Origin of the sequence: Rhizobium sp. RCC_161_2, assembly GCF_041355235.1 — a bacterium.
Taxonomy (GTDB): domain Bacteria; phylum Pseudomonadota; class Alphaproteobacteria; order Rhizobiales; family Rhizobiaceae; genus Rhizobium.
The window spans coordinates 168,525-193,491 of record NZ_JBFUPL010000007.1; the positions used below are offsets into that span (position 1 = coordinate 168,525).

At 59.9% G+C, this 24,967-nt stretch carries 24 protein-coding genes and 1 pseudogene; 19 read left to right on the forward strand and 6 right to left on the reverse strand.

Going from position 1 to position 24,967, the window contains the following annotated elements; translation table 11 throughout:
• Positions 1 to 13 precede the first annotated feature (13 nt).
• Positions 14 to 1,033 (reverse strand): glycosyltransferase family 2 protein, encoded by a 1,020-nt coding sequence (locus tag AB6803_RS19220; RefSeq protein WP_371110384.1) that lies wholly within the window; start codon positions 1,031 to 1,033, stop codon positions 14 to 16.
• 171 nt (positions 1,034 to 1,204) lie between these two features.
• Here AB6803_RS19220 and AB6803_RS19225 point away from each other — a divergent pair.
• Positions 1,205 to 1,859, forward strand: a pseudogene (locus tag AB6803_RS19225) (IS630 family transposase); the annotation flags it as partial.
• A 467-nt stretch (positions 1,860 to 2,326) separates the two neighbouring features.
• On the opposite strand, the gene AB6803_RS19230 reads toward AB6803_RS19225, so the two are convergent.
• A complete protein-coding gene (locus tag AB6803_RS19230) occupies positions 2,327 to 3,721 on the reverse strand; it encodes an O-antigen ligase family protein (RefSeq protein ID WP_371110385.1) in 1,395 nt (464 codons plus the stop codon).
• A gap of 138 nt (positions 3,722 to 3,859) precedes the next feature.
• Positions 3,860 to 4,435: a sugar transferase gene (locus tag AB6803_RS19235; protein WP_371110386.1), complete on the reverse strand. Its 576-nt coding sequence runs from the start codon at positions 4,433 to 4,435 to the stop codon at positions 3,860 to 3,862.
• A gap of 206 nt (positions 4,436 to 4,641) precedes the next feature.
• Here AB6803_RS19235 and AB6803_RS19240 point away from each other — a divergent pair, with 206 nt between their 5' ends.
• Positions 4,642 to 5,574: an NAD-dependent epimerase/dehydratase family protein gene (locus AB6803_RS19240; RefSeq protein WP_371110387.1), complete on the forward strand. Its 933-nt coding sequence runs from the start codon at positions 4,642 to 4,644 to the stop codon at positions 5,572 to 5,574.
• Positions 5,575 to 5,581: 7 nt separating this feature from the next.
• On the opposite strand, the gene AB6803_RS19245 is transcribed toward AB6803_RS19240, so the two are convergent.
• The gene (locus AB6803_RS19245; protein WP_371110388.1) at positions 5,582 to 6,868 is read right to left on the reverse strand and encodes a nucleotide sugar dehydrogenase; all 1,287 of its coding nucleotides are present in this window, start codon (positions 6,866 to 6,868) and stop codon (positions 5,582 to 5,584) included.
• A 237-nt stretch (positions 6,869 to 7,105) separates the two neighbouring features.
• On the opposite strand from AB6803_RS19245, the gene AB6803_RS19250 reads away from it, so the two are divergent.
• The 5 genes from AB6803_RS19250 to AB6803_RS19270 all read left to right on the forward strand — a co-directional run bounded on the left by AB6803_RS19250 (position 7,106) and on the right by AB6803_RS19270 (position 11,368).
• Entirely contained in the window at positions 7,106 to 7,669 is a 564-nt protein-coding gene (locus AB6803_RS19250; protein ID WP_371110389.1) for a cytochrome b, read from the forward strand.
• Positions 7,670 to 7,759: 90 nt separating this feature from the next.
• Positions 7,760 to 7,948: a hypothetical protein gene (locus tag AB6803_RS19255; RefSeq protein WP_371110390.1), complete on the forward strand. Its 189-nt coding sequence runs from the start codon at positions 7,760 to 7,762 to the stop codon at positions 7,946 to 7,948.
• 70 nt (positions 7,949 to 8,018) lie between these two features.
• A complete protein-coding gene (locus AB6803_RS19260) occupies positions 8,019 to 8,702 on the forward strand; it encodes a YoaK family protein (protein WP_371110535.1) in 684 nt (227 codons plus the stop codon).
• A 148-nt stretch (positions 8,703 to 8,850) separates the two neighbouring features.
• Positions 8,851 to 9,834: a UDP-glucose 4-epimerase GalE gene (gene galE, locus AB6803_RS19265; RefSeq protein WP_371110536.1), complete on the forward strand. Its 984-nt coding sequence runs from the start codon at positions 8,851 to 8,853 to the stop codon at positions 9,832 to 9,834.
• On the forward strand, positions 9,812 to 11,368 hold the full coding sequence (locus AB6803_RS19270; protein ID WP_371110391.1) for an alkaline phosphatase family protein: 1,557 nt from the start codon (positions 9,812 to 9,814) through the stop codon (positions 11,366 to 11,368). The genes galE and AB6803_RS19270 overlap by 23 nt, the downstream gene beginning before the upstream one ends.
• A gap of 21 nt (positions 11,369 to 11,389) precedes the next feature.
• On the opposite strand, the gene AB6803_RS19275 is transcribed toward AB6803_RS19270, so the two are convergent.
• On the reverse strand, positions 11,390 to 11,896 hold the full coding sequence (locus AB6803_RS19275; RefSeq protein WP_007694714.1) for a DUF1993 family protein: 507 nt from the start codon (positions 11,894 to 11,896) through the stop codon (positions 11,390 to 11,392).
• 389 nt (positions 11,897 to 12,285) lie between these two features.
• Between AB6803_RS19275 and AB6803_RS19280 the strand changes: the two genes are divergently transcribed.
• From AB6803_RS19280 to AB6803_RS19290, 3 genes are all read left to right on the forward strand, one after another.
• Entirely contained in the window at positions 12,286 to 13,215 is a 930-nt protein-coding gene (locus tag AB6803_RS19280) for a sugar ABC transporter substrate-binding protein (RefSeq protein ID WP_371110392.1), read from the forward strand.
• Positions 13,216 to 13,290: 75 nt separating this feature from the next.
• Positions 13,291 to 14,832, forward strand: a complete 1,542-nt coding sequence (locus AB6803_RS19285; protein WP_371110537.1) for a sugar ABC transporter ATP-binding protein — start codon at positions 13,291 to 13,293, stop codon at positions 14,830 to 14,832.
• 33 nt (positions 14,833 to 14,865) lie between these two features.
• Positions 14,866 to 15,891 (forward strand): ABC transporter permease, encoded by a 1,026-nt coding sequence (locus AB6803_RS19290; RefSeq protein ID WP_371110393.1) that lies wholly within the window; start codon positions 14,866 to 14,868, stop codon positions 15,889 to 15,891.
• A gap of 118 nt (positions 15,892 to 16,009) precedes the next feature.
• On the opposite strand, the gene AB6803_RS19295 is transcribed toward AB6803_RS19290, so the two are convergent.
• Positions 16,010 to 16,648 carry a LysE family translocator gene (locus AB6803_RS19295; protein WP_371110394.1) on the reverse strand — a complete coding sequence of 213 codons (639 nt, stop codon included), beginning with the start codon at positions 16,646 to 16,648 and terminating at the stop codon, positions 16,010 to 16,012.
• A gap of 238 nt (positions 16,649 to 16,886) precedes the next feature.
• On the opposite strand from AB6803_RS19295, the gene AB6803_RS19300 reads away from it, so the two are divergent.
• The 9 genes from AB6803_RS19300 (at position 16,887) to AB6803_RS19340 (ending at position 24,854) form a co-directional block, all read left to right on the forward strand.
• Positions 16,887 to 17,954: a dipeptidase gene (locus tag AB6803_RS19300; RefSeq protein WP_371110395.1), complete on the forward strand. Its 1,068-nt coding sequence runs from the start codon at positions 16,887 to 16,889 to the stop codon at positions 17,952 to 17,954.
• 36 nt (positions 17,955 to 17,990) lie between these two features.
• Entirely contained in the window at positions 17,991 to 19,631 is a 1,641-nt protein-coding gene (locus AB6803_RS19305; protein WP_371110396.1) for an ABC transporter substrate-binding protein, read from the forward strand.
• A gap of 21 nt (positions 19,632 to 19,652) precedes the next feature.
• Positions 19,653 to 20,720, forward strand: coding sequence for an ABC transporter permease (locus tag AB6803_RS19310; protein ID WP_371110397.1), 1,068 nt, complete (start codon positions 19,653 to 19,655; stop codon positions 20,718 to 20,720).
• Positions 20,717 to 21,643 (forward strand): ABC transporter permease, encoded by a 927-nt coding sequence (locus AB6803_RS19315; RefSeq protein WP_371110398.1) that lies wholly within the window; start codon positions 20,717 to 20,719, stop codon positions 21,641 to 21,643. The genes AB6803_RS19310 and AB6803_RS19315 overlap by 4 nt, the downstream gene beginning before the upstream one ends.
• Positions 21,640 to 22,473, forward strand: coding sequence for an ABC transporter ATP-binding protein (locus AB6803_RS19320; protein WP_371110399.1), 834 nt, complete (start codon positions 21,640 to 21,642; stop codon positions 22,471 to 22,473). The genes AB6803_RS19315 and AB6803_RS19320 overlap by 4 nt, the downstream gene beginning before the upstream one ends.
• A complete protein-coding gene (locus AB6803_RS19325; protein ID WP_371110400.1) occupies positions 22,470 to 23,219 on the forward strand; it encodes an ABC transporter ATP-binding protein in 750 nt (249 codons plus the stop codon). Before AB6803_RS19320 ends, AB6803_RS19325 begins: the two co-directional genes overlap by 4 nt.
• Before the next feature lie 151 nt (positions 23,220 to 23,370).
• A complete protein-coding gene (locus tag AB6803_RS19330) occupies positions 23,371 to 23,559 on the forward strand; it encodes a hypothetical protein (RefSeq protein ID WP_371110401.1) in 189 nt (62 codons plus the stop codon).
• Positions 23,560 to 23,724: 165 nt separating this feature from the next.
• A complete protein-coding gene (locus AB6803_RS19335) occupies positions 23,725 to 23,883 on the forward strand; it encodes a hypothetical protein (RefSeq protein WP_371110402.1) in 159 nt (52 codons plus the stop codon).
• A gap of 287 nt (positions 23,884 to 24,170) precedes the next feature.
• Entirely contained in the window at positions 24,171 to 24,854 is a 684-nt protein-coding gene (locus tag AB6803_RS19340) for a helix-turn-helix domain-containing protein (protein ID WP_371110403.1), read from the forward strand.
• Positions 24,855 to 24,967: the final 113 nt, after the last annotated feature.

Consider the following 24,967-nt stretch of genomic DNA (forward strand, 5'->3'; position numbering starts at 1 on the left):
TCCGTATATTTGATCAACCAGGTGCCGTCGCTTTCTTTTTCGCTTCGCCGGACGTCTCAACTGGCTGATCATCGATACCAACCTGAGGGAGGCCGCGCAGTTCTTGCCGGAACTGCCGGATCCTGATTTCCTCGAGCAATTGCCGATTGACGGCGATGAGTTCGGCGAGAATTCCACCCATTGCAAGAATACCCGCTAGCGCAAGGAGCGCACTTGAGAGGACGAGCGACTGGATATTGCCGCTACCATGGCCGGTCATGTATTTATACAGGAAGCGTGCAACCATCACCGCACCCGGTATTGCGACAATCGCTGCGCAGGCCGTGAAGAAACGCAACGGGCTATAGACGATAAATATTCTGACAATCGTGACTAGCGAGCGACGGACATAGCTTGCCACGCTCTTGACGAGCCTTGACGGCCGCAAATCGCCATTTACCCGGATCGGCACCGACGTGATTGGAATATTCTTCCGTCCCGCCTGGATGATCGTTTCCAGCGTGTAAGTATACCGGTTGAAGACGTTCAATTGTACTGCCGCGTCGCGATGGATGGCGCGAAAGCCGCTGGGAGCATCGGTGACCGTCGTATCGCTTGCCAGCTTCACGGTCCAGCTACCAAATCTCTGGAGCATCTTCTTGACGGGCGAGAAGTGCTCTATTTCGCTGATCGGTCTGGCGCCTACAACGATCTGTGCACGCTTCTCCAATATTGGTCGAACAAGATCAGGAATACAGGACGCATCGTACTGATTGTCTGCATCGGTGTTGATGATAACGTCGGCCCCGAGTTTCAGCGCCGTTTCGATACCGGTCATAAAGGCTTTGGCTAGACCTTGATTGTGCGACAGCGAGACAATGTGATCGGCGCCGTTTTCGGCTGCAACCCGGACCGTTCCGTCAGTCGAGCCATCATCAATGATGAGCCATTCGACTATGTCGAAACCGTCGACCTGACGCGGTAAATCCGCGAGTGTTAACGGCAAAGTCTCTTCTTCATTCAAACAGGGTATTTGGATAATGAGTTTTCGCAATGCAACTCTCTTTGGAAACCCGACGGGCATGAGTCTGGTCTGGCTAAAGTCCCAAAACGAACCGCTTATCTGAGCGTGGTCGTCTCATCAACAACTGGCCCACTTTATACCGTTTATGATTTAAGTTAAGAGCGCACCTGAACTGATGTGGTGGATGGAGGCCAGCATCCCATGACCGCACCTTTATCGAATGATCTTCGTGAACGTGTTGTAGCAGCCGTTTTGAATGGTGAAAGTAGTCGCGCAGTGGCGGCGCGTTTCGGGGCGCTGTCTCTTCGGTGGTGAAGTGGTCTCAGCGCTATCGCGCGACCGGATCGGTTCATCCGGGCAAGATGGGCGGCCATCGCAAACGCATTCTGGAACCACACCGTAGCTTCATTGTCGAGTGGCTGGAGCAGAACCCACATCTGACGCTGCATGGTTTGAAGGGCGAACTGGCATCGCGGGGCATTTCCGTCTCCCATAATACGATTTGGGAGTTCATCCGCAGCCAGGAGCTGCGCTTCAAAAAACGCTGTTCGCCCTTGAACAAGCTCGTGCCGATGTCGCCCGCAGACGAGAGCGGTGGAAGACTTTGCAACATCATCTCGAACCTGAACAGCTGGTCTTCATTGATGGTGAGGCGGATAAGCAATCGATCCAGTGAATCGATTGCCCGCCGAACAGGATCAAGACCAACATGACGCCCATCAGGGGCTGGGGACCAAAAGGCAGGCGTCTGCGGGTGTTTGTGCCACATGGCCACTGGCGCACGCTGACATTCCTCGGTGCATTGAGGGACGACCGGCTGACAGCGCCTTGTGTCTTCGACGGGCCGATCAACGGCCATCTAGGGAATTGACCAGAACTGTCGGGTTTTCGAAAAGAGAACCATGACAAGATATCGCGCCCACCATCAAAAATCGTTGGATGTCGCGCCGTCCCATTTTCGACATTCGGCCAAGCGCCTGCTTTCCGCCATTCGAATACTGTTGGGAACCAGCCCAAGCCAGGAAGTAAATCCCGCCCTTCTTGCAAAGCGGTCATGGCTGGCACAAAAGCTTCGATTGCCATGATGGTAATCGGCCCGCTGAAGGCCAAAGCCGAGCCGTGCGTTCCGAACACGCAACCTCTGTTTTGAGCGCCGTCTCCAGGAAATGCTGGAGGAAAGCAGTTCAATTTACTCAAGGTAAAATCGCACCTTAACTTCGAAACAACGGTATCATACCTGATGTCTTTGGAAGGGCGGGCTTGCTCATAATCAAGACCAGCGTTCTCTGTTTTGCTCCTAACGCCGCCGCCTAGCAGTCATAATCAATCCTCCACCGTACTCGCTTCCACCTTCGCCGCCGCCAGATATTCCCCCTTCAGCCGCATATGACACCAGCAGGCAAAGGCGGAGCTGGCGAAGGCCAGGCTTTCGCCGATGGCTAGGCGGTTGTTGGAGTTGCTGAGTAGCGTCAGCGCGAAGAAGAACAGGCAGACGGCATAGGCGTGCCAGGCGGCGCGGGGAATGATGGCGGCCTTGTAGGCGCGCCATACCGCTCGGATGAAGGTGGCGAGCATGAAGGCCATGATGGCGGCGCCGAACAGGCCGTAGCGCACCAGGATTTCCAGATAGCCGTTGTGCAGCAGCGTGTATTGGATATGCGAATAGCGCGTCTGATACCAGCGCTCCAGCCAGCGGTTGCCCCAGCCGAAGACCGGTGCGGAGGAGAAGACTTCCCAGCTGTTCGACCAGAGCTGCAGCCGCTCGTCCATCGACACCGGCGTGGTGGTGGAGCCGATGGTGTTTGTCACCGCGCCACCCAGGTCATGGCCGCCGGTGACGCTTTCCAGCATGGCGATGGTCGCTGACACGGTCGGGCCGGCCGTCTTGTCGAGATTATGGCGCACGGTGTAGACGCCGCCGACAAGCAGGACGGCGGCGACGGCGATGACGATGGCGCCGAGCTTCAGGCGCAGATAGGTGAGCGCCACCAGTGCCAACAGTGGCAGGGTGATGCTGAGCGCCAGCCAGACGCCTTTCGACTTGGCGCCATAGATCGCGATGAAACAGAGCCCGACGATGAAGGGTGAGACGATATAGGCAAAGCGCGCGATCCCGCGGTCGCTCGACTTGTCCGTCAGATAATGCAGCAGCCAGAACAGCGTGAAGATCACGATCATGCCGCAGGCGACGGCGCCGTGGATCTGGTTGTTCATGATCAGCGGGCGGACGGTCTCGCCGGCGAAAACCTCGCGGAAATGCTGCGTGGCGATCAGCATGATCAGGACCGCAGCGAAATAGGCGGCGATGATCTTTTCGAACAGCGGTTCGTAGAGCAGGACCGCGACGCCGAGGATCGGGAAGAAGAACGGGAAGGCATAAAGCCAGTCGGAAGCGCCGATGTCGTGTTCTGGCGTCAGCCAATAGGTGATGGCGAAACGGGTCATGACATAGGCACCCCAGCCCATGCAAAGCCAGCCGATCCAATCGGTGCGGGGCCGCACCGGCGCTTTCAGATAGTAATAGAGCGCGATCAGCGAGAGCAGGGCGACCGCATAGCGGTAGGCGTCGCTTTCCACCAGGGTAGCGGATGCAACGAGAATCCAGAGCAGGCTTCCGAAGATCGCCACGGGTTGCGCCATGATGCCCGTGGTCATCCTGCCGGTAATAGCCCCGGCTGCGGGATCAGCATGCGGTTTCTTCGCGCGCAGGTCGTCCAATGGTGTCTCCGCCTTCGTCCATAGTCGATTTGTCTGGCATGCCGGAGCATTCACGATGGCCAGTAGGGCTGTAAAGGGGCAGCAATACGGCATTTCGGCGGTCTTGCACCTGCCATGCCTTTTTCTGCCTGAGTCTTGTTAATGGGCCACACCATCGCTGCGGACGACCTTCAGTGCCGTCAGGACGATGATCTTGAGATCGAAGAAAAACGAGCGCCGGCGCAGATAGTCCTCGTCCAGCGCCACCTTCTGCGGGATCGGCAGCTCGTCGCGGCCGTTGACTTGCGCCCAGCCGGTCAGACCCGGCAGCAGGATGTCGACGCCGCGTTCGGTGCGCAGCGCGATCAGGTCATGCTGGTTGAAGAGCGCCGGGCGAGGGCCGACAACGCTCATCTCGCCCTTCAGGATGCACCAGAGCTGCGGCAGCTCGTCCAGGCTGGATTTGCGCAGGAAGGAGCCGATCGGTGTTAGATAGGCGCCGGCATCCTTCAGGAGATGCGTGGCGACCGCAGGCGTGTCGGTCCGCATGCTGCGAAATTTCGGCATGCGGAAAATCTGATTTCGACGGCCGACCCGATCCGACCAGTAGAGGATGGGGCCGGGGGAGGTCAGCCGCACGGCGACCGCGACGATCAGGATCGGGATGGAAAAGACGACGACAGCCGCAAAGGCGGCGAGGAAGTCGAAAAGGCGCTTGGCGATCGTATAGGGCATCGTCTCTGATGGTTTTACCGGCTCTGCTTACGCAGTGTCGGTCATGGTTTCTGCGCTGTCCATGTCATATCAGGCATTTCTGCACAATCGTTCGGAGCACGAATTTTGCTGGGCTTGTCCCGCAAGGGCGCCTTGTTTCTCAGGAAGATAATGTGCGAAGCATGGCCTGAGCGGACGCATGGGCGTCACTGAGAGGCGATGGGCGCATGATCCTGGTCACGGGTGCAACGGGTTTTGTCGGGCAGGCGCTTTGCGCCGAGCTTTCCCGACGGCAGATGGATTATCGTCCGATCAGCCGTGCACCAAAGCCGGGTTTCGTAGCTATGGGTACGTTCGATGGCGCGACCGATTGGGCAAGAGTGCTTGCGGGCGTCGAAACCGTCGTGCATCTGGCGGCGCGCGTTCACGTGATGAACGATACTTCGTCAGATCCGCTCGCCGCCTTTCGCGCTGCCAATGTCGATGCCACGGTCAATCTGGCCCGTCAGGCCGCAGGGGCCGGCATCAAGCGCTTCATCTTCCTGAGCTCGATCAAGGTCAATGGCGAGGCGACGGTGCCAGGTCGTCCGTTCAGGGCGTCCGATAGGCCGCATCCGGAGGATCCCTACGGCCAGTCGAAGCGGGAGGCGGAGGAGGCGCTCCTTGCCATAAGTGTTGAGACAGGCATGGAGATCGTCGTCATCCGCCCGCCGCTGGTCTATGGGCTGGGCGTGAAGGCGAATTTTGCGAGCCTGATGAAATGGGCCGGGCGGCCGTTTCCCTGGCCTTTCGGGCTCGTCATCAACCGCAGATCGCTGGTCTTTGTCGGCAATCTCGTCGATTTCATCCTGCTTTCGGCGCATCATTCCGCTGTCGGAAATCGGGTGTTCCTGATCAGCGACGGTGCCGATCTTTCCATCGGCGAATTGATCGGCAAACTTTCTGCGGCAATGGGGCGGAAAGCCCTGCTGCTGCCGATCCCCCCGCGTCTGCTGGAAGGGCTGGCGGCGGTGCTCGGACGTCGTGCGGCAGCACAGCGCCTTCTCGGTTCGCTGCAGGTCGATATCGGCGAGACGGTGGCGATCACCGGCTGGTCGCCGCCCTATTCGGTCGATGAGGGGTTGCGGCTGACGGTCGCTGCCTCCTCCAGGGCTGGCTGAGCGACGTTTACAGGCTCCAGACGGCGTGTCCCTCAAGCCGCGGGTTGTCGCGCTCCAGCGCCGCTTTCACGTCGACCACCACGCTGTTGTCGCCCAGAAGGCTGAGAATCTCCGCCGCACCATCGGCCAGGTAGGATTTGTGCGGCACGGCGAGCACGATCGCGTCGAGTTCGCCGAAATCCTCGAGCGCCGCCAGCCGCACGCCATATTCCTCTTCCGCCTCGTCATGGCTGGCCATGGGGTCGTGCACCAGCGGCTTGATGCCGAAATGGTGCAGTTCGCGGATGATGTCGGGGACGCGGCTGTTGCGCAGATCCGGCACATTTTCCTTGAAGGTCAGGCCGAAAATGCCGATCCGGGCGCCGTTGATCGGCTTTTGTGCCGAAACCAGCATCTTGATCAGCTTCTGGGCGATGAAGGCGCCCATGCCGTCATTGATGCGGCGGCCGGAGAGGATGACTTCGGGGTGGTAGCCGAGTTCCTCGGCCTTGGCGGTGAGATAATAGGGGTCGACGCCGATGCAATGGCCGCCGACGAGGCCGGGCGTAAACGGCAGGAAATTCCATTTCGTCCGGGCCGCCTTCAAGACGTCGGCAGTGCGGATATCCATCTTTTCGAAGATGATCGCGAGCTCGTTCATCAGGGCGATGTTGAGGTCGCGCTGGGTATTTTCGATGACTTTAGCGGCTTCCGCCACCTTGATGCTGGGCGCCTTGTGGATGCCGGCCTCGACCACCGCGCCATAGACGGCGGCGATCCTCTCCAGCGTCTCCTCGCTGTCGCCGGCGACAACCTTCACGATGCGTTCGAAGGTGTGCTCCTTGTCGCCGGGGTTGATCCGCTCCGGCGAATAGCCGAGGTGGAAATCCTCGCCCTGGCGCAGGCCGGAGACTTCCGCGAGCACAGGGCCGCAGACGTCCTCGGTGACGCCGGGATAGACGGTCGATTCGTAGACGACGATGCCGCCTTTCTTCAGGGCCTTGCCGACGGTGCGAGAGGCGGAAATCATCGGGCGCAGATCCGGCTGGCGGTTGCGGTCAATCGGTGTCGGAACGGCGACGATGAAGATGTCGCGGTCGCGCAGGTCCTCGATGTCGCTGCTGATACGCAGCCCGCTTTCCTTCATGCGTGCCGCCGAGATCTCGCGCGTATCGTCTTCTCCCGCTTTTAGGGCCGCGACGCGGGACGCCTTGATATCGAAACCAACGACATCGGGAAATTTCCCGGCCAGGGCAATCGCGACGGGCAGTCCGACATAACCCAGGCCGATCACGGCAATTTTTTCGCTCAACACACTCTACCTCGAACAATCGACCTGAATTAGCGCATATCCGAGCCGCGTGTCAGCGCAAATCTTTGCCGTGCCGTGCCAATTCAGGTGCATGTCAGATCAATGTGAATATCAGGCGGAGGCTTTGCAATAGCCGGATCGGCGAGACACTGCCGTATGTCGCCCGTCGCCTTGAGGCGGCTGAATAAAAGGGAAGCCCCAGGTGTTTGCTGCTCGTTCCTTCCAAGGAGATCTTAAATCATGAGCAATTTCAATAGAACTACCGCCGATGAACGGGCGCCCCGCTATGACGCTTTCACCATTGTGCTGCACTGGCTGACCGCACTCCTGGTGCCGACGCTGTTTGCGATGGCGCAGGTCTGGGATTTTGCCGAGCGCGGCACGCCCCTGCGCCTGGGGCTGATTTCGCTGCATGTCTCGCTCGGCATCCTGCTTGCCGTCGTTCTTATCCTGCGCATCGTCTGGCGTCTCCTGACGTATCGGCGCATAGCGCCCGCTGTTTCCGGGCTGCAGCATGTGGCCTCGACCCTCGTGCACCTCGTTCTCTATGCGCTGATGATCTCGCAGGTGTCCTACGGGTTCCTGATGCGCTGGGCGTCTGCGAGCGATCCGGAATTCTTCGGTCTCTTTTCCATCCCGCCCTTTGTCATCGTCGATCCGGCAATGCGGCGCCTGTTCAGCGAACTGCACAGTGCCACCGCCTGGGCGATCATCGCTATCGCCGGCATACATGCCGTCGCCGCCCTCGTGCATCATTATGTGCTGCGCGACCGTGTGCTTGCCCGGATGATGCCGGCGCGCTGATAGGTGCTTTTGGTCGCATCTATCGAAACTTTTTGCTCGCATGCTTATTTAGTATCCTGAGACATTTTTTCTCGGAATGCGTGGTTCGTTATGCGTAACAAATATCTCAAGCAACTATATGCCCGACGGACGGAGCTGGAAGCCAAGCTCGAGCTGCATATAGCGCGCTATTGTTTTGGCGATGGCGAGATTGAGGATGGCACTGAAGCGGATCTGAAAGAAAGGATCCGCGAGGTATCCGACGAGATCGCCGCGCTGGAACAGGGGCATACTAGCTAGACATCACCGTCATTTCCGCGTGATAAGGATTCATACTCTCTGATGGATCGCAGCGGAGACGAAGTTGTTGATGAAGCCGAGCCTGCCCACTCTCCTGAGCATCAATGGCGGTTATGTCGATACCGCCGGCTTCTTGGCCCTTCATGGCCTGTTTACTGCCCATGTCACCGGCAACTTCGTCACCTTCGCCGCCGCGATGGTACTGGGAACCTCGGGTGCTGTGGCCAAGCTGCTGGCGCTGCCGGTTTTCTGCATCGTCATCATTCTGGCCCGTCTGCTGGGCGGCGAACTGTCTCGGCGCAAATTGCCGGTGGTGCCGGTGATCCTGATGCTGCAGTTCCTGCTGTTGACGCTTGCCGCCGTCTTCATTCTTAGCTTCGGCCCGTTTGTCAGCGGCGATGGCTGGCAGGCGATCCTGACGGGGATGACGCTGGTGTCGGCGATGGCAGTCCAGAACGCCTTGCATCGCGTTCATCTCGGCACGGCGCCGCCGACGACGATGATGACCGGGACGACGACGCAGATCATGATCGATATCGCCGATCTCCTGCGCGGGGTAGAACCCGAGGCGAAGGCCGCCGCCAAGGCGAGGCTTGGCCGGATGGGGGCGACGCTTGGCGGCTTTGTCTTCGGCTGTGCCGCGGCGGCCCTGCTTTTCATGCTGATCGGCGTCGCATGTTTCCTCGTGCCGCCGGTTCTGGCGCTCGCCGGAATTCTGTTGCATGCGGGCAGGGCGGCGGCTCGGCCTGCTTAAAGATAGCGCTCGAAATCCTCGTCTTTGCTGCGCTTGCGAAGCCATCGCTTTTTTAGCCTTGCAACTCTCCCAGAGGTCTCTAACTCTAGGCCTCGGACCGAGCACGATCCTGTGTGCTTGGGCAGTACATTGTTGAGAAGGGATGGCTATGGCAGGGGAAACGGTTCTTGTGGTTGGGGGCGCCGGCTATATCGGCTCGCACACATGTCTGGATCTGGCGAACAAGGGTTTTCAGCCTGTCGTCTATGATAATTTTTCCAACGGTCATCGCGAATTCGTCAAATGGGGTCCGGCCGAAGAAGGCGATATCCGCGACCGGGCGCGGCTTGATGAAGTGCTGGCGAAATACAAGCCGGCCGCCATCCTGCATTTTGCGGCGCTGATCGAGGTCGGCGAATCCGTAAAGGACCCCGTCTCCTTCTACGAAAACAATGTCATCGGCACGCTGACGCTGCTGGCGGCGGCACAGGCGGCGGGCGTCGAGGCTTTCGTCTTTTCCTCCACCTGTGCCACCTATGGCTTGCCGCAGAGCGTGCCCCTCGACGAGAGCCACCGTCAGGTGCCGATCAATCCCTACGGCCGCACCAAATATATCGTCGAGCAGGCGCTTGCCGATTACGACCAGTACAAGGGTCTGCGCTCCGTGGTGCTGCGCTATTTCAACGCCGCCGGTGCCGATTTTGAAGGGCGCATCGGCGAGTGGCACACGCCGGAAACCCATGCCATCCCGCTGGCGATCGACGCGGCGCTTGGCCGCCGTCAGGGCTTCAAGGTCTTCGGCAGCGATTACGACACGCGCGACGGCACCTGTGTGCGCGATTACATCCATGTCCTCGATCTTGCGGATGCGCATGTGCGGGCGGTGGAATATCTGCTGCGAGGCGGCGAGTCCGTTGCGCTGAACCTCGGCACAGGCACAGGCACGACGGTTAAGGAACTGCTGGGAGCCATCGAAACTGTGTCGGAACGGCCGTTCCCGGTCGAATATGTCGGCCGCCGCGAGGGTGATTCGACGACGCTGGTCGCCAACAACGACAAGGCCCGCGATATTCTCGGCTGGTCGCCGAAATACGATTTGTCGCGGATCATCGAATCCGCCTGGAACTGGCATGCCAAATCCAACCAGCATTGAGCGGCCTGCCTCGGGTAAGCGCCCGAACGTGCTGTTGATATCGGCCGATCAGTGGCGGGGCGATTGCCTCTCCGCGGTCGGCCATGCCAGCGTCAAGACGCCGAATATCGATGCGTTGGCGCAAGACGGCGTGCTGTTTAGCCGGCATTTCGCCGGGACGGCGCCCTGCTCCCCGGCGCGCGCGACGCTTTATACCGGCCTCTATCAGATGAACCATCGCGTCTGCCGCAATGGATCGCCGCTGGATGCCCGGTTTGACAATCTGGCACTTGCCGCCCGGCGTGGCGGCTATGATCCGACGTTGTTCGGCTATACCGATACGGCGCCGGATCCGCGCGGCATGGATCCGAACGATCCGCATCTGACCACCTATGAGGGCGTGCTCCCGGGCTTCAGCGCCCGCCAGCTCCTGCCCGAGCATGAGAAGCAGTGGCTTTCCTGGCTGCGCTCACGCGGGCACGCGGAAGCGACGAGCCGCGATATCCATATTCCCGTCGGAGCCAAGCCCGGCGAAATTTCCGATGCCGCGCCGGCCTATTCCAAGGATGAGACGCAGACGGCCTTTCTCGCCGGCGAATTCATCCGCTGGCTCGGCGAGCAGGACGCGCCGTGGTTCGCGCATGTCTCGTTCCTGAGGCCGCATCCGCCGTTTTCGGTGCCGGAACCCTATAATCGCATGTTTACGCCAAGCGATGGACCAGCCTTTGCGCGTGCTGCCGATCGTGAGGCGGAACAGGCGGCGCATCCCCTTCTCGCCTTCGCCTTGCCGTTGATCGGCAAGGGCAGCTTCATCTATGGCGGTGAAGGATCCGCGAGCGACTGGACATCAGAGGATCTCTCGGCGATCCGCGCCATCTATTACGGCATGATCGCCGAGGTGGATGCGCAACTAGGCCGGATCTGGCAGGCGCTCAAGGATGCGGGCGCCTGGGACGATACGCTGATCATCTTCACCTCCGACCATGCCGAAATGTTGGGCGACCACTGGATGCTCGGCAAGGGCGGCTTTTTCGATGGCAGCTATCATGTGCCGCTGGTCATCCGTGATCCCGGCCATCCGGCGGGCGCGGGCCGGCAGGTCGAGCGCTTCACCAGTGCCGCCGATATCTTTCCGACGCTCTGCGACCGGCTTGGCCTTGTGCCCGACAATCACCTCGACGGCGAAACGCTTGTGCCCTTCCTAGAGGGCAAGGAGCCGGAGGCTTGGCGCGATGCGGCGTTCTGGGAGTTCGATTTCCGCGATATCGCCACGGGCGAGGCGGAGCGGCATTTCGGGTTGAAGTCGAATGCCTGCAATCTCGCCGTCATCAGGGATGAGCACTTTAAATACGTGCATTTCACCGGTCTGCCGCCGCTGCTCTACGATCTGGCGAAGGATCCGGCGGAGCTGACCAATGTCGCCGGTGACGGCGACTATGCAGCGGTTCGGCTGGAATATGCCGAAAAGCTGTTGTCCTTGAGGGCGCAGCATCTCGACCAGACGCTTGCCTATACCGAGCTGACGGAAAAAGGGCCGGTTTCTCACCGGCCCTGATCAACGTTCAGCAGCAGTCCATCAAGAGAACGCACCAAGATAGGTCATCTTGCCGACCGGCAGGCCACGGCTGCGCAGGATGGCGTGTGCGGTCGTGATGTGGAAGAAGAAATTGGGCAGGGCGAAGCTTGCGAGCAGGTTCTCACCGGTGAAGACCATCGTCTTGCCGCCGGGCGAAATCGTCACTTCACGGCTTTCACTGCCCGCCATCGTCTCCGGCGTGATCGTCGCCAGGAAATCCTGTGTCTTTTTCAGGCGTTCGCGCAGTTCGGCAACGGTCGTCTCATTGTCCTCGAAACGCGGCGCCTCGACGCCGGTCAGCCGGACAATGGCAAGCTTGGCGCTGTCAGAGGCGCGCTGGAACTGACCGGAGAGCGGCAACATGTCATCGATGAGCCGTGCGCCGACAAGCTCTTTTGGGTCGATGCCTTTCTCCGCGGCATAGGTCTCGATAGCATCGAGATAGGTCGCAAGGATCGTAAGACCGCGTTGAAAGACGGGAACTGAGAAGCTGTACATCGAGGGCATGCTGGTTCTCCATTGTCGGCCGGTGGGGGTATTCGGCCCGATAGTATCGGCGTTTTACGCCACTTCGATGTCGATGGAATGTCCGTTCCATCGGATCGAGTGGCTGAGATGTGGGTTCGAACGCCGGCTTTTACAGCCTTTCCCCATCAAAAATTCCGCTATCGCCCTGAGAACTTCGTCTCCGCTGGGACGGTTACAAAATAGTGTTGACGTTTTCCTTGGGAAATGGAATAAATATTCCGCATAATGAATTTTACGGTTTGTTTGTTCCGTTTTTAGGCCGCCGTTATGGGAGTGATGGCAGCTTGGATTGTTGGCCCTGCGGTCGAAGCCGAGGGTTCCGGTATTAATGAGGGGTGTGGCCGGACACCGCAATTGGGAGGAAAATCATGAGAAAACTTATTCTTGGCTCCGCTATGGCGCTTATGCTCTCGACGGCGGCGCATGCCGAAACCATCGGCGTGTCGATGGCGCTGTTCGACGACAACTTCCTGACCGTTCTGCGCAACGGCATGCAGGATTATGCCAAGACGGTGGATGGCGTGAAGCTGCAGGTCGAAGACGCGCAGAACGACATCGCCAAGCAGCAGAGCCAGATCCAGAATTTCATCGCCAGTAAGGTCGATGCCATCATCGTCAACCCGGTCGATACGGATGCGACGGCTGCCATCTCGAAGCTGGCGGCAGAAGCGAAGATCCCGCTGATCTTCGTCAACCGCGAGCCGGCGAACGTCGACAGCCTGCCGGAAGGGCAGGCCTTCGTGGCTTCGAACGAGGTGGAATCCGGTACGCTGGAAGCCAAGGAAGTTTGCCGTCTTCTCGGTGGCAAGGGCAAGGCCGTTGTCATGATGGGCGAACTGTCCAACCAGGCGGCCCGCATGCGTACCAAGGACGTGCATGACGTTCTCGCTACCGACGAATGCAAGGGCATCACCATTGTCCAGGAGCAGACCGCCAACTGGCAGCGTACCCAGGGCGCCGACCTTGTGACCAACTGGCTCTCCAGCGGTCTCGAATTCGATGCTGTCATTGCCAACAACGACGAAATGGCGATCGGCGCCATCCAGGCGCTGAAGGCTTCCGGCAAGTCGCTGGACAAGATCGTCGTCGCCGGTGTCGATGCCACGCAGGATGCCTTGGCTTCGATGCAGGCCGGCGATCTGAAGGTCACGGTGTTCCAGGACGCCGCCGGCCAGGGCAAGGGGGCGGTTGATGCCGCGCTGAAGCTTGCCAAGGGCGAGAAGGTCGAGAAGAAGGTCTACATTCCCTTCCAGCTCGTGACGTCGGCAAACGTCAAGGACTTCGTCAAGAAGAACTGATCGCGTTCATATCGACGGATGCGGGCGCGTGAGCCCGCATCCTCACAAATTCCGCCACATTCCGGGAGAGAAATGATGGTTGTCAGCCCATCCACCATGGCTGCGGTACGCGCCAGCGGCGCTGTTCCCAACGCCCCCTATCTGCTGAGTGCCGAAGGCATCCGCAAGGAATTTCCGGGCGTGGTGGCTCTCGATGACGTTTCCTTCCGTCTGAAGCGCGGCACGGTGCATGCGCTGATGGGCGAAAACGGCGCCGGCAAGTCGACGCTGATGAAGATTCTGGCCGGCATCTATGTACCCGATCAGGGCGAAGTGCTGCTGAAAGGCGTCGCGATTCGCCTGAAATCGCCGCTCGATGCGTTGGAAAACGGCATTGCGATGATCCATCAGGAACTCAACCTGATGCCATATATGACCGTTGCGGAGAATATCTGGATCCGTCGCGAGCCGAAGAACCGCTTTGGTTTCGTCGATCATGCCGAGATGCGCCGGAAGACGGAAGAGCTCTTCCGTCGTCTGAACATCAGCATCGATCCGGAAATCCAGGTGGGCGAGCTCTCGGTCGCCAGCCGCCAGATGGTCGAGATCGCCAAGGCGGTCTCTTATGATTCCGACGTCCTGATCATGGACGAGCCGACCTCGGCGCTGACCGAGCGCGAGGTGGCGCATCTCTTCGAGATTATCGGCGGCCTGCGCGAGCAGGGCATCGGCATCGTCTACATCACCCACAAGATGAACGAGCTGTTCGAAATCGCCGATGAATTCTCGGTGTTTCGCGATGGTAAATATATCGGCACGCACGCCTCGACCGACGTCACGCGCGACGACATCATCCGCATGATGGTCGGGCGCGAGATCACCCAGATGTTCCCGAAGGAAGAGGTACCGATCGGCGAGACGCTTCTCTCCGTCAAGGATCTCAGCCTGGATGGTGTCTTTTCCAACATTTCCTTCGAGGTCAGGGCCGGCGAAATTCTCGGTGTCGCCGGGCTGGTTGGCTCCGGCCGTTCGAATGTCGCCGAGACGCTGTTCGGCGTGACGCCGGCTTCCTCCGGCACGATCGAGCTGTTCGGCAAGACGGTCAACGTCTCTTCGCCGGCGGTGGCGATCAGCCATCGCATGGCCTTCCTGACGGAAGACCGGAAGGATACTGGCTGTCTGTTGATCCTCAGCGTGCTTGAAAACATGCAGATCGCCGTGCTGCAGGACAAATTCGTCCGTGGTGGCTTCGTGCAGGAAGGTGCGGTCGGGGATGTCTGCGAGGAGATGGCGCGCAAGCTGCGCGTCAAGACGCCGAACCTCGACGAGCGCATCGAGAATCTCTCCGGCGGCAATCAGCAGAAGGTGTTGATCGGCCGCTGGATGCTCACCAATCCGCGCATCCTGATCCTGGACGAGCCGACCCGCGGCATCGATGTCGGCGCCAAGGCGGAGATCCATCGCCTGGTCACGGAAATGGCACGCAACGGCGTCGCAGTCATCATGATCTCCTCGGAGATGCCGGAAGTGCTCGGCATGAGCGACCGTATCATGGTGATGCATGAGGGCCGGGTGACCGGCTTCCTCGATCGTGCGGATGCAACTCAAGTGAAGGTGATGGAGCTGGCGGCACAATGATCCGCGCCGGCCATCGCAAGGGAGGATTGAACCATGGTTAGCAAAGTCGCAGAGACGGTCGCACCGCCACTGACGCGCGCAAAGCGCCGCCGCGTACCGCCGGAACTCGGCATCTTTCTGGTGCTGATCGGCATTGCACTCGTCTGCGAGGTTCTCGGCTGGATCTTTGTCGGCCAGAGCTTCCTGCTCAACATCCAGCGCCTGAAGATCATGATCCTGCAGGTCTCGGTCATCGGCATCATCTCGGTCGGGGTGACGCAGGTCATCATTACCGGGGGCATCGATCTCTCATCCGGCTCCGTCGTCGGTTTGACGGCCATGGTGGCGGCAAGCTTCGCCCAGTCCTCCACCTGGGCGCGGGCGCTCTATCCGGCGCTCACCGACCTGCCGTTCTTCGTTCCGATCGGCATCGGCTTGCTGATCGGTCTTGCCGCCGGTTACGTCAACGGCCTGCTGATCACGAGAACGAAAATTCCGCCCTTCATCGCCACGCTCGGCATGATGGTGTCGGCGCGCGGCCTGTCGAAGCTCTATACCAAGGGACAGCCGATCTCGGGCCTCACCGACCAGTTCAATTTCATCGGCACCGGCATTTGGCCCGTCATCGTCTTCCTGATTGTCGCGGTGATTTTCCATATCGTGCTGCGCTACACACGCTACGGCAAATTCACCTATGCAATCGGCGCCAACATTCAGGCCGCGCGCGTCTCCGGCATCAATGTCGAGGGGCATCTGGTCAAGGTCTATGCGATCGCCGGTCTGCTTGCGGGTCTTGCGGGCATCATCACGGCGGCCCGCGTCCAGACGGCGCAGGCCGGCATGGGCGTGACCTATGAACTGGACGCGATTGCAGCGGCCGTCATCGGCGGTACCTCGCTCACCGGCGGCGTCGGGCGCATCGCCGGCACGGTGATCGGCACGGTCATCCTCGGCGTGATGATCTCAGGCTTCACCTTCCTGAACGTCGACGCCTATTATCAGGAAATCGCAAAGGGCGTCATCATCATCGCGGCTGTGGCCATCGACGTCTATCGCCAGAAGAAGCGGGCGAAACGTTAGAACGGCCGAGGCTTTTTCGGATTTCTGAAGGCGGGGGCAGTGCTTCCGCCTTTTGCTATTGTGCTCAAGGTTTCGAGTGTCCGTCGCGACCTTGCGGACACAGCAATAGCTGCGGCCATCAGGCCGCGGCCTTTTTCCATCCCGCCGCCAGCAGACCGGCGCCAATCATCAGCGTTCCGCCAGTCCGATTGACCAGGCGTTGCACGCTTGGCTTACGGATCGTCTTTCGGGCCATCGAGGCCATGAGGCCATAGGTGGTGGCATTCAACGTCGCCAGCGTCAGGAATGTCACTTCAAAGACAATCATCTGAAAAGCGATGGGCCGCGAGGTGTCGAGGAATTGCGGAAGAAAGGCGACGAAGAAAATGATGCTCTTCGGATTGAGCGCGGTCACTGCATAGGTGTGCAGGAAAATGCGCAACGGCCGCTCTTTCCCCGTCTCGGCATCTTCCGCATCGGTGGATCTGTCGGAGACCGGCACGCGCCAGAGCTTGATGCCGAGATAGATGAGATAGGCCGCGCCAATCCACTTGAGCCCGGTGAAGATCGCAGCCGATGCGGCCAGCAATGCGCCAAGGCCCAGCATGGAGGCGGTCATCGCCGTGAAGTCGCCGAGCGCGACCCCTGCAACGGTGGCTGTGGTCGCCTTGCGGCCATGCCCGAGCGCATAGGATATGACGAGAAGGATGGTCGGTCCGGGGATCGCCAGTAGCACCGCGGATGCGGCGACAAAGGCAAGCCAGTGTTCGATAGACATATGATGCTCCCAACTCTTTCAAGTGAGCAATCCACAAGACCAAATGCTTGGCAAGCGTTGTCACAAAATTTCTGATTGAAGCGACACTCTAGCCTCTGACCTTCGCTCCCACTTCCCGTCCGCCCGCATCCTTCATGCCCATGAAGATTTTTTCCATTTAGGGATGGCGAATTCTGTCATCTTTTCTATTCTGGCCGCTTTCCCTCCGCTCGTTCGAGCGCTTTATCCAGGATAGACGATGCAATCCGTATTCGATGGCCATAACGACGTTCTGCTGAGGCTCTGGCATCATGTAAACGAAGGCGCCGATCCGGTCGCCGAATTCAAAAATGGGATATCGATCGGCCATATCGATGCGCCCCGCGCCACGGCGGGCGGTCTCGCCGGCGGTCTCTGCGCCATCTACATCCCTTCCGGCCACCTCGTCTTTGCCGAACCCGACCGCAACGGCCACTATGCGACGCCACTCGCAGCTCCGCTGGAGCGGGCGCCGTCGCTCGATATCGCCCTGGAAATGGCGGCGATCGCGCTCAAGCTCGACCGCGCCGGCGCCTGGAAGCTTTGCCGGTCGACCGCGGACATCCGCGACAGCATGGAAAAGGGCATTTTTGCCGCCGTCATGCATATGGAAGGCTGCGAGGCGATTGACGCCGATCTCGTCGCGCTCGAGACCTTCTATGCCGCCGGTCTGCGCTCGCTCGGTCCCGTCTGGAGCCGCAACAACGTCTTTGCCCATGGCGTGCCCTTCGCCTATCCGAGTTCGCCGGACACCGGCCCGGGCCTGACGGATGCAGGGTTTGCGCTGGTGCGCGCATGCAACCAGCTCGGCATCGTCATCGACCTTGCTCATATCACCGAAAAGGGCTTCTGGGATGTGGCGAAGACATCCGACCAGCCACTGGTCGCTAGCCACTCCAATGCCCACGCGCTGACCCCGGTCGCGCGTAACCTCACTGACAAGCAGCTCGACGCCATCAAGGAGAGCCGGGGGATCGTCGGCCTCAACTATGCGACCGCCATGCTGCGCGAGGATGGCCGCTCGGATGCCGACACGCCGATCGAGGTGATGATCCGCCATCTCGACCATCTCATCAAGCGCGTCGGCATCGATTGCGTCGGCCTTGGATCGGACTTCGACGGGGCGACGATTCCGGCGGATATCGGTGATGCCGCCGGCAATCAAAAGCTGATTGCTGCTCTTCGGAACGTTGGCTATGGTGAGGCCGATCTTGCGAAGCTGTGCAGGGAGAACTGGCTTCGTATTCTGGCGTCCGCCTGGGGAGAAGGCAGCGCGCCACGTGCATAATCAGACTGATAAAAGTCCAAATAAGGGAACGAAAACATGATGATGACCAGGATGAACCGCAGCTTCCGCACCCTTTCGGCCGGCGCGGCTCTCTCGATTTTGCTGATGGCTGCGCCGAGCGCCTTCGCCGAAACGCCGAAAGACACGCTGGTCGAGGGCTTCGCCTTCGACGACATCCTCAGCATGGACCCGGCCGAGGCCTACGAGCTCTCCGCCGCCGAAATCACCGGCAACACCTACAGCCTGCTCGTTCGCCTCGATATCAAGGATACTTCCAAGATCCAGGGCGATCTTGCCGAGAGCTGGTCGGTCTCCGACGATCATCTGACCTATACGTTCAAGCTGAAGCCCGGCCTGAAATTCGCCTCCGGCAATCCGATCACCGCCGAGGATGTTGCATGGTCCTTTGAGCGCGTCGTCAAGCTCGACAAGAGCCCGGCCTTCATTCTCACCCAGTTCGGCCTGACCGGCGACAACGTCACGGAAAAGGCCAAGGCAACCGATCCGAACACATTCGTCTTCACCGTCGACAAGCCTTACGCACCGAGCTTCGTGCTGAACTGCCTGACGGCCACCGTCGCGAATGTGGTCGACAAGAAGCTGGTTCTACAACACGTCAAGCCGGCGACGCCGACGGCGGACTTCAAGTATGACAACGACTTCGGCAATAGCTGGCTGAAGACCGGCTTTGCCGGCTCCGGGCCGTTCAAGCTGCGCGAGTGGCGCGCCAACGAGGCCGTGGTTCTCGAGCGCAATGAGAATTACTATGGCGACAAGCCGAAGCTTGCCCGCGTCATCTACCGCTTCATGAAGGAAAGCTCGGCGCAGCGTCTGGCGCTGGAGAACGGCGATATCGATATTGCCCGCAACCTCTCGCCGAACGATCTCGCTGCCGTCGAGAAGAACGCGCAGCTTGCCTCGACCAGCGCGCCGAAGGGCACGATCTATTACATCAGCCTCAACCAAAAGAACCCGAACCTTGCCAAGCCGGAAGTGCAGCAGGCTTTCAAGTACCTGGTCGATTATGACGCCATCGGCAAGACGCTGATCAAGGGGATCGGCGAAATCCATCAGACCTTCGAGCCGAAGGGCTTGCTCGGCGCGCTGGACGAAAATCCATTCAAGCTGGATGTTGCCAAGGCCAAGGAATTGCTGGCCAAGGCCGGCCTGCCGGACGGCTTCACCGTCACCATGGACGCGCGCAGCATCGAGCCGGATACCGGCATCGCCACCACGATCCAGCAGACGCTCGGCCAGGCCGGCATCAAGGTGGAGATCATCCCCGGCGACGGCAAGCAGAAGCTGACCAAATATCGCGCCCGCAATCATGACATCTATTACGGCCAGTGGGGCAACGACTATTGGGATCCCCATTCCAACGCCGATACGTTCACGAACAATCCCGACAACTCCGACGCCGGCACCAACAAGACGCTTGCCTGGCGCAATACCTGGACGACGCCGGAGCTCGACAAGGAAACAAAGGCCGCCCTGTTCGAGGTCGATACCGCCAAGCGCGCCGCCATGTATCAGGATATCCAGAAGAAGTACCTGGAAGCCAGCCCCTTCATCTTCCTCTATCAGCAGACGGAAGTGGCCGGCTATCGCAAGGACGTGAAGGATTTCAAGCTCGGTCCAAGCTTCGACACGAATTTCGTATGGCCGATCTCGAAGTAGTAATCCGGAAGGATTAGTTCTTTGAGCACCGTCGAACGGAAAATGGAGGTACGGCCCAAGAAGGGCCGTACCGCGCCCATTCTAATGGGCGTCTTGCGCTTCCTGGTCGTCGCCGTCACGACCTATCTCGGCCTTTTGGCCGTCACATTCTTCATCGGACGGGTGATCCCGATCGATCCGGCGCTGGCGATTGCCGGCGACCATGCGCCTGCGCAGGTGATCGAACGCCTGCGCCGCGAAATGCATCTCGACCAGCCGCTCTATCAGCAGTTCTACTTTTATCTGGTGAGCGCGCTCACCGGCGATTTCGGCACGTCGGTGCTGACGACCAATCCGGTGATGGACGATATACGGCGCGTCTTTCCGGCGACGATGGAGCTTGCGACCGTCGGCACGATCATCGGTGCGGTTATCGGTGTTCCCTTCGGCGTGCTCGCTGCCGTGCGCCGCAACAGTTTCATCGACCAGATCGTCCGCGTGATCGGTCTCGTCGGCTATTCGGTGCCGGTCTTCTGGCTGGCGATGGTGACGCTCGTCATCTTCTATGCGCAGCTGCGCTGGGTGGCCTATCCCGGCCGCATCGACATCGCCTACGAATATACTTTCACGCCGGTCACCGGCTTCTACCTGCTCGACAGCGCCATGCAGGGGCAATGGGACGTGTTCTGGGACGTGTTCCGCCACATCATCCTGCCCGCTTCGCTGCTCGGCTATTTGTCGCTTGCCTATATCAGCCGCATGACGCGCAGCTTCATGCTGAACGAACTGGGCCAGGAATATATCGTCGCTGCCCGCGCCAAGGGGCTTTCGGAAACGCGGGTGATCTGGGGCCATGCGCTGCGCAGCGCCGCCGTGCCGCTGATCACGGTGATCGCGCTCTCCTATGCCTCGCTGCTGGAGGGATCGGTGCTGACGGAGATTGTCTTCTCCTGGCCGGGTATCGGCTTTTATATCACCAGCTCGCTGCGCAATGCCGACATGAACGCCGTGCTCGGCGGCACCATCGTCATCGGCACGGTTTTCATCGGCATCAACCTGCTGTCCGATCTGCTTTATCGGACCCTCGATCCAAGGACGCGACGTAAATGACGGCTGGGACCACGCAAATTAGCTGGCGTGACTGGCTGCTGTCGGATCGGCCGCAGTCGCGCCGGCAGGCAAGGCTCGGGCGCGCCTATGTCACCTGGCGGCAATTCTCCGCCAATCACCTTGCTGTCGTCGGATTGCTGATCATCCTCGCACTGGTGCTGATCGCCGCCCTTGCCGACATCCTCGCCCCGCATTCGCCCGTGATCGGCGATCTCACGAATGCCTATCTGAAGCCGCCGGGCACCCCGGGCTATCTGCTCGGCACCGATGATCTCGGGCGCGATATCCTCTCGCGATTGATCTATGGTTCGCGCTGGACACTCTATATCGTCGTTCTGGTCGCGATCATCTCCGCGCCGATCGGGCTTATCATCGGCATGGTCGCCGGCTATCTGGGCGGCTGGGTCGATACCGTGCTGATGCGCATCACCGACATCTTCCTCGCCTTCCCGAAACTGGTGTTGGCGCTCGCCTTTGCCGGTGCGCTCGGGGCGGGCATCGAAAACGCCATCATTGCCATCGCCATCACCTCCTGGCCGCCCTATGCGCGCCTGGCGCGGGCCGAGACGATGACCGTGCGGCGCTCGGACTATATTGCCGCCGTGCAGTTGATGGGCGCCTCGCCGCTGCGGATCATCTTCCGCCATGTCATGCCGCTTTGCATTTCCTCGTTGATCGTGCGCGTCACGCTCGACATGGCCGGCGTCATCCTGACGGCCGCCGGTCTCGGTTTTCTCGGCCTTGGCGCGCAACCGCCGCTGCCGGAATGGGGCGTGATGATCGCCAGCGGCTTCAAATATTATCTCGACCAATGGTGGGTGGCCGCCATGCCCGGTATTGCCATCCTGATCGTCAGCCTCGGCTTCAACCTGCTTGGCGACGGCCTGCGCGATGCGCTCGATCCCAAGGAGAGCGGCCAATGACGACGATGTTGACGGTCGAGAACCTCAAGGTTCGCTATCCCACCCGCACCGGCATCATAGAAGCTGTGCGCGGCGTGTCCTTCACGCTCGGCCGCGAGCGGCTCGGCATTGTCGGCGAGAGCGGTTCCGGCAAATCTCAGACTGGCCGCGCCATCATGGGGCTGACGCCGCCGCACGGCATCGTCACTGCTGATCGGCTGAACTTCAGTGGCATCGACCTCTTGTCGGTCTCGGCCAAGGAGCGCCGGTCCCTGCGCGGCAAGCGCATCGCCATGGTGCTGCAGGATCCGAAATATTCACTGGACCCGGTGATGCCCATCGGCAAGCAGATCACCGAGACGTTGCGCACGCATGAGAAGGTCGGCAGGGGAGAAGCCCGCGACCGTGCCCTGGCCATGCTGGAGGCCGTGCAGATCCGTGATCCCAAGCGCGTCTACGACCTGCATCCGCATGAAGTCTCCGGCGGCATGGGCCAGCGCGTGATGATCGCGATGATGCTGATCGCCGGGCCGGAACTGCTGATCGCCGACGAGCCGACCTCGGCGCTTGACGTCACCGTGCAGCTCGATGTGCTCCGGATTATGGATAAGCTGGTGTCTGAGCGCGGCATGGGGCTGATTTTCGTGTCGCACGATCTGCGGCTGGTCTCCTCCTTCTGTGACCGGGTGATTGTCATGTATGCCGGCAAGATCGTCGAGGAACTCAAGGCCTCCGAGCTTAACAATGCGCAGCACCCCTATACGCGCGGCCTGTTGAACTGCATGCCCGTGATCGGCGAGAACCGCCATCCGCTGCCGGTTCTCGACCGCAAACCGGAGTGGGCGGCATGACGGCGGCGCTTGCGGTTGACGGCCTCAGCGTCGTCTATGACGGTTATTATGCCCTGGATGCGGTCAGCATCGATGTGAACCGGGGCGAATCCTTCGGCCTCGTCGGCGAATCCGGTTCGGGCAAATCGACCATGCTACGGGCCGTCGCCGGTCTCGCGCCGGTCAGCGGCGGCACGATCCGCATCGACGGCGCGGCACTGAAGGGCTCGAAGCGCGCCAAGTCGTTCTACCGACAGGTCCAGATGGTGTTTCAGGACCCCTATGGTTCGTTGCATCCGCGCCAGACCATTGACCGGTTGCTGCTGGAGCCGCTGGCAATCCACGGCATCGGCGACAGCGAGACGCGCATTACCAGGGCGCTCGATGAGGTCGGTCTCGGCACCGGTTTCCGGTTTCGCTATCCGCACCAGCTTTCCGGTGGCCAGCGCCAACGCGTGGCAATCGCCCGCGCCCTGATCGTCGAGCCGTCCATTCTGTTGCTTGATGAGCCGACCTCGGCGCTGGATGCCTCCGTGCAGGCGGAAGTGCTCAATCTGCTCGAGCAGGTGCGCAGGGATCGCCATCTGACATTCGTCATGGTCAGCCACGATCTCGGTGTCGTCACGCACATGTGCGAGCGCCTCGTGGTCATGCAGAACGGCGCCATCGTCGAGCGGCTGAGCGCGAAAGATCTGGCGGCCGGCAAGGTCGAGGAAGACTATACGCGCAATCTGATGATCGCGAGCAAAGGTTTTGTTCGCGATTAAGCATCTGTAATTATTTTATTTTTGGTCGATATCCACCCAAAAGACGACCAATCGTATAGACTATTGACACGTGCCGCATTTCTGTCATGATGTTGTTAATGACGGTTAACTTTCGTGATCCTTACCGGGTCGTACACGAGTGGAGGCAGGCATGTTTTTCATGGGTGGCATGACCATGGGCTATCTTCATCCGCCGATCCCGGAGAAGGAAGAGGACGTCTTGACCGTCACTTTGCCGGAAGAAAAGAACCGTCATCTGATCGGTCAAACCGAGGCACCGGCCTCTGAAACAAGCGCCGTGGAGCGCACCTTGATCTGGGCTCGCCGCATTCTCTGCTGAGCTTCCGCTCCGCCGATTATCGAGCCCCACCTGAACCATAGTGGTTTATTTTTCTCCTCGCCGCCCTCTGGACGGAAAATTATCTCTACCTAATTGATAGAGACTATATAAATGTCAGGCATGGGCTCGTCCCTTGCGACAATAAAAAATCAACGGAGGCAACACATGGCGAATTTGGGTATGTCGAATACGCATGTGAACCGGTTCGATGCTTCGAAGCGTGCTGCCGCGACGCGGCACAAGATCCACACCGCGATCAATGTCGCGCTGTGTTCCGCCGCGTTCATTTTCGTCGCCGCTATCGTATGCGGCTTCGTGGTCTGATTTTCGTTCAAGGATGATCGACCGGGTTTGGCCGGTCGTGGCTAAAGCGTTCCTCTCGTTTGTCCGCAGGGACGACAGTATTTCAGCGAGCCGACGCTCAGGTCTGGCTGGCTATGACAGGCGGTTTGATCCGCCTCTTTCCAGATTCATTGCTCCCACACGGCAATTCTTCTTCCCGCACGCCACTGGAACTTTACCGGGCAAAGAAATTTTGCCCTGCCCAATGGAATGCGCTTCGTTAAAACAGTAAGCTCCGCCAAAATACAAAAATAGATTGGGGCGGAGGCATGACCAAGGTGGAGGCGGGGCGCAGCAGCAGGCGGAATGGTGCTCACGATGCGAAGGCAGTTCTGAAACAGGATCCGCACGCCGTGCGCGACGCGAAGGAGAACAACCTCGAAATGGCGATCGGCCATGAGGTGCGCGCCTATCGCAAGAAACTCGGCATCACCGGCGCCGATCTTGCCTCGGCCACCGGCATATCGCTCGGCATGCTCTCCAAGATCGAAAACGGCAATACCTCGCCGTCGCTCACCACGCTGCAGTCCCTGGCGCGGGCGCTCGGCGTGCCCGTCACCGCATTTTTCCGGCGCTTCGAGGAGAAGCGCAATGCCGTCTTCGTCAAGGCCGGTGAGGGCCTGGAAATGGAGCGGCGGGGTACGCGCGCCGGTCATCAGTACAATCTGCTCGGCCATATCGGCAACGGATCCAACGGCCTGCAGGTCGAGCCCTATCTGATCACGCTGACGGCCGATTCGGATGTTTTTCCGGCGTTTCAACACGCGGGGCTGGAATTGATCTATATGCTGGAAGGCGAGGTCAAATATCGCCATGCCGACAAGCTCTATGCCATGTTGCCCGGCGACAGCCTGTTTTTCGACGCCGATGCGCCGCATGGCCCGGAAGTGCTGGTCAGCCTGCCGATCCGTTTCCTGTCGATTATTTCCTATCCGGAGAAAAACGGCGCTTGAGACGAATTTGCGAATCTTTTGAGGGAGTTCAGTTTAAGTTCATCTTCTGCGGGATATGGAGGGCTCAGTCTGAAATACCCTGATTCCTGTTTGCAAGGAGAATGCCTCGTGAC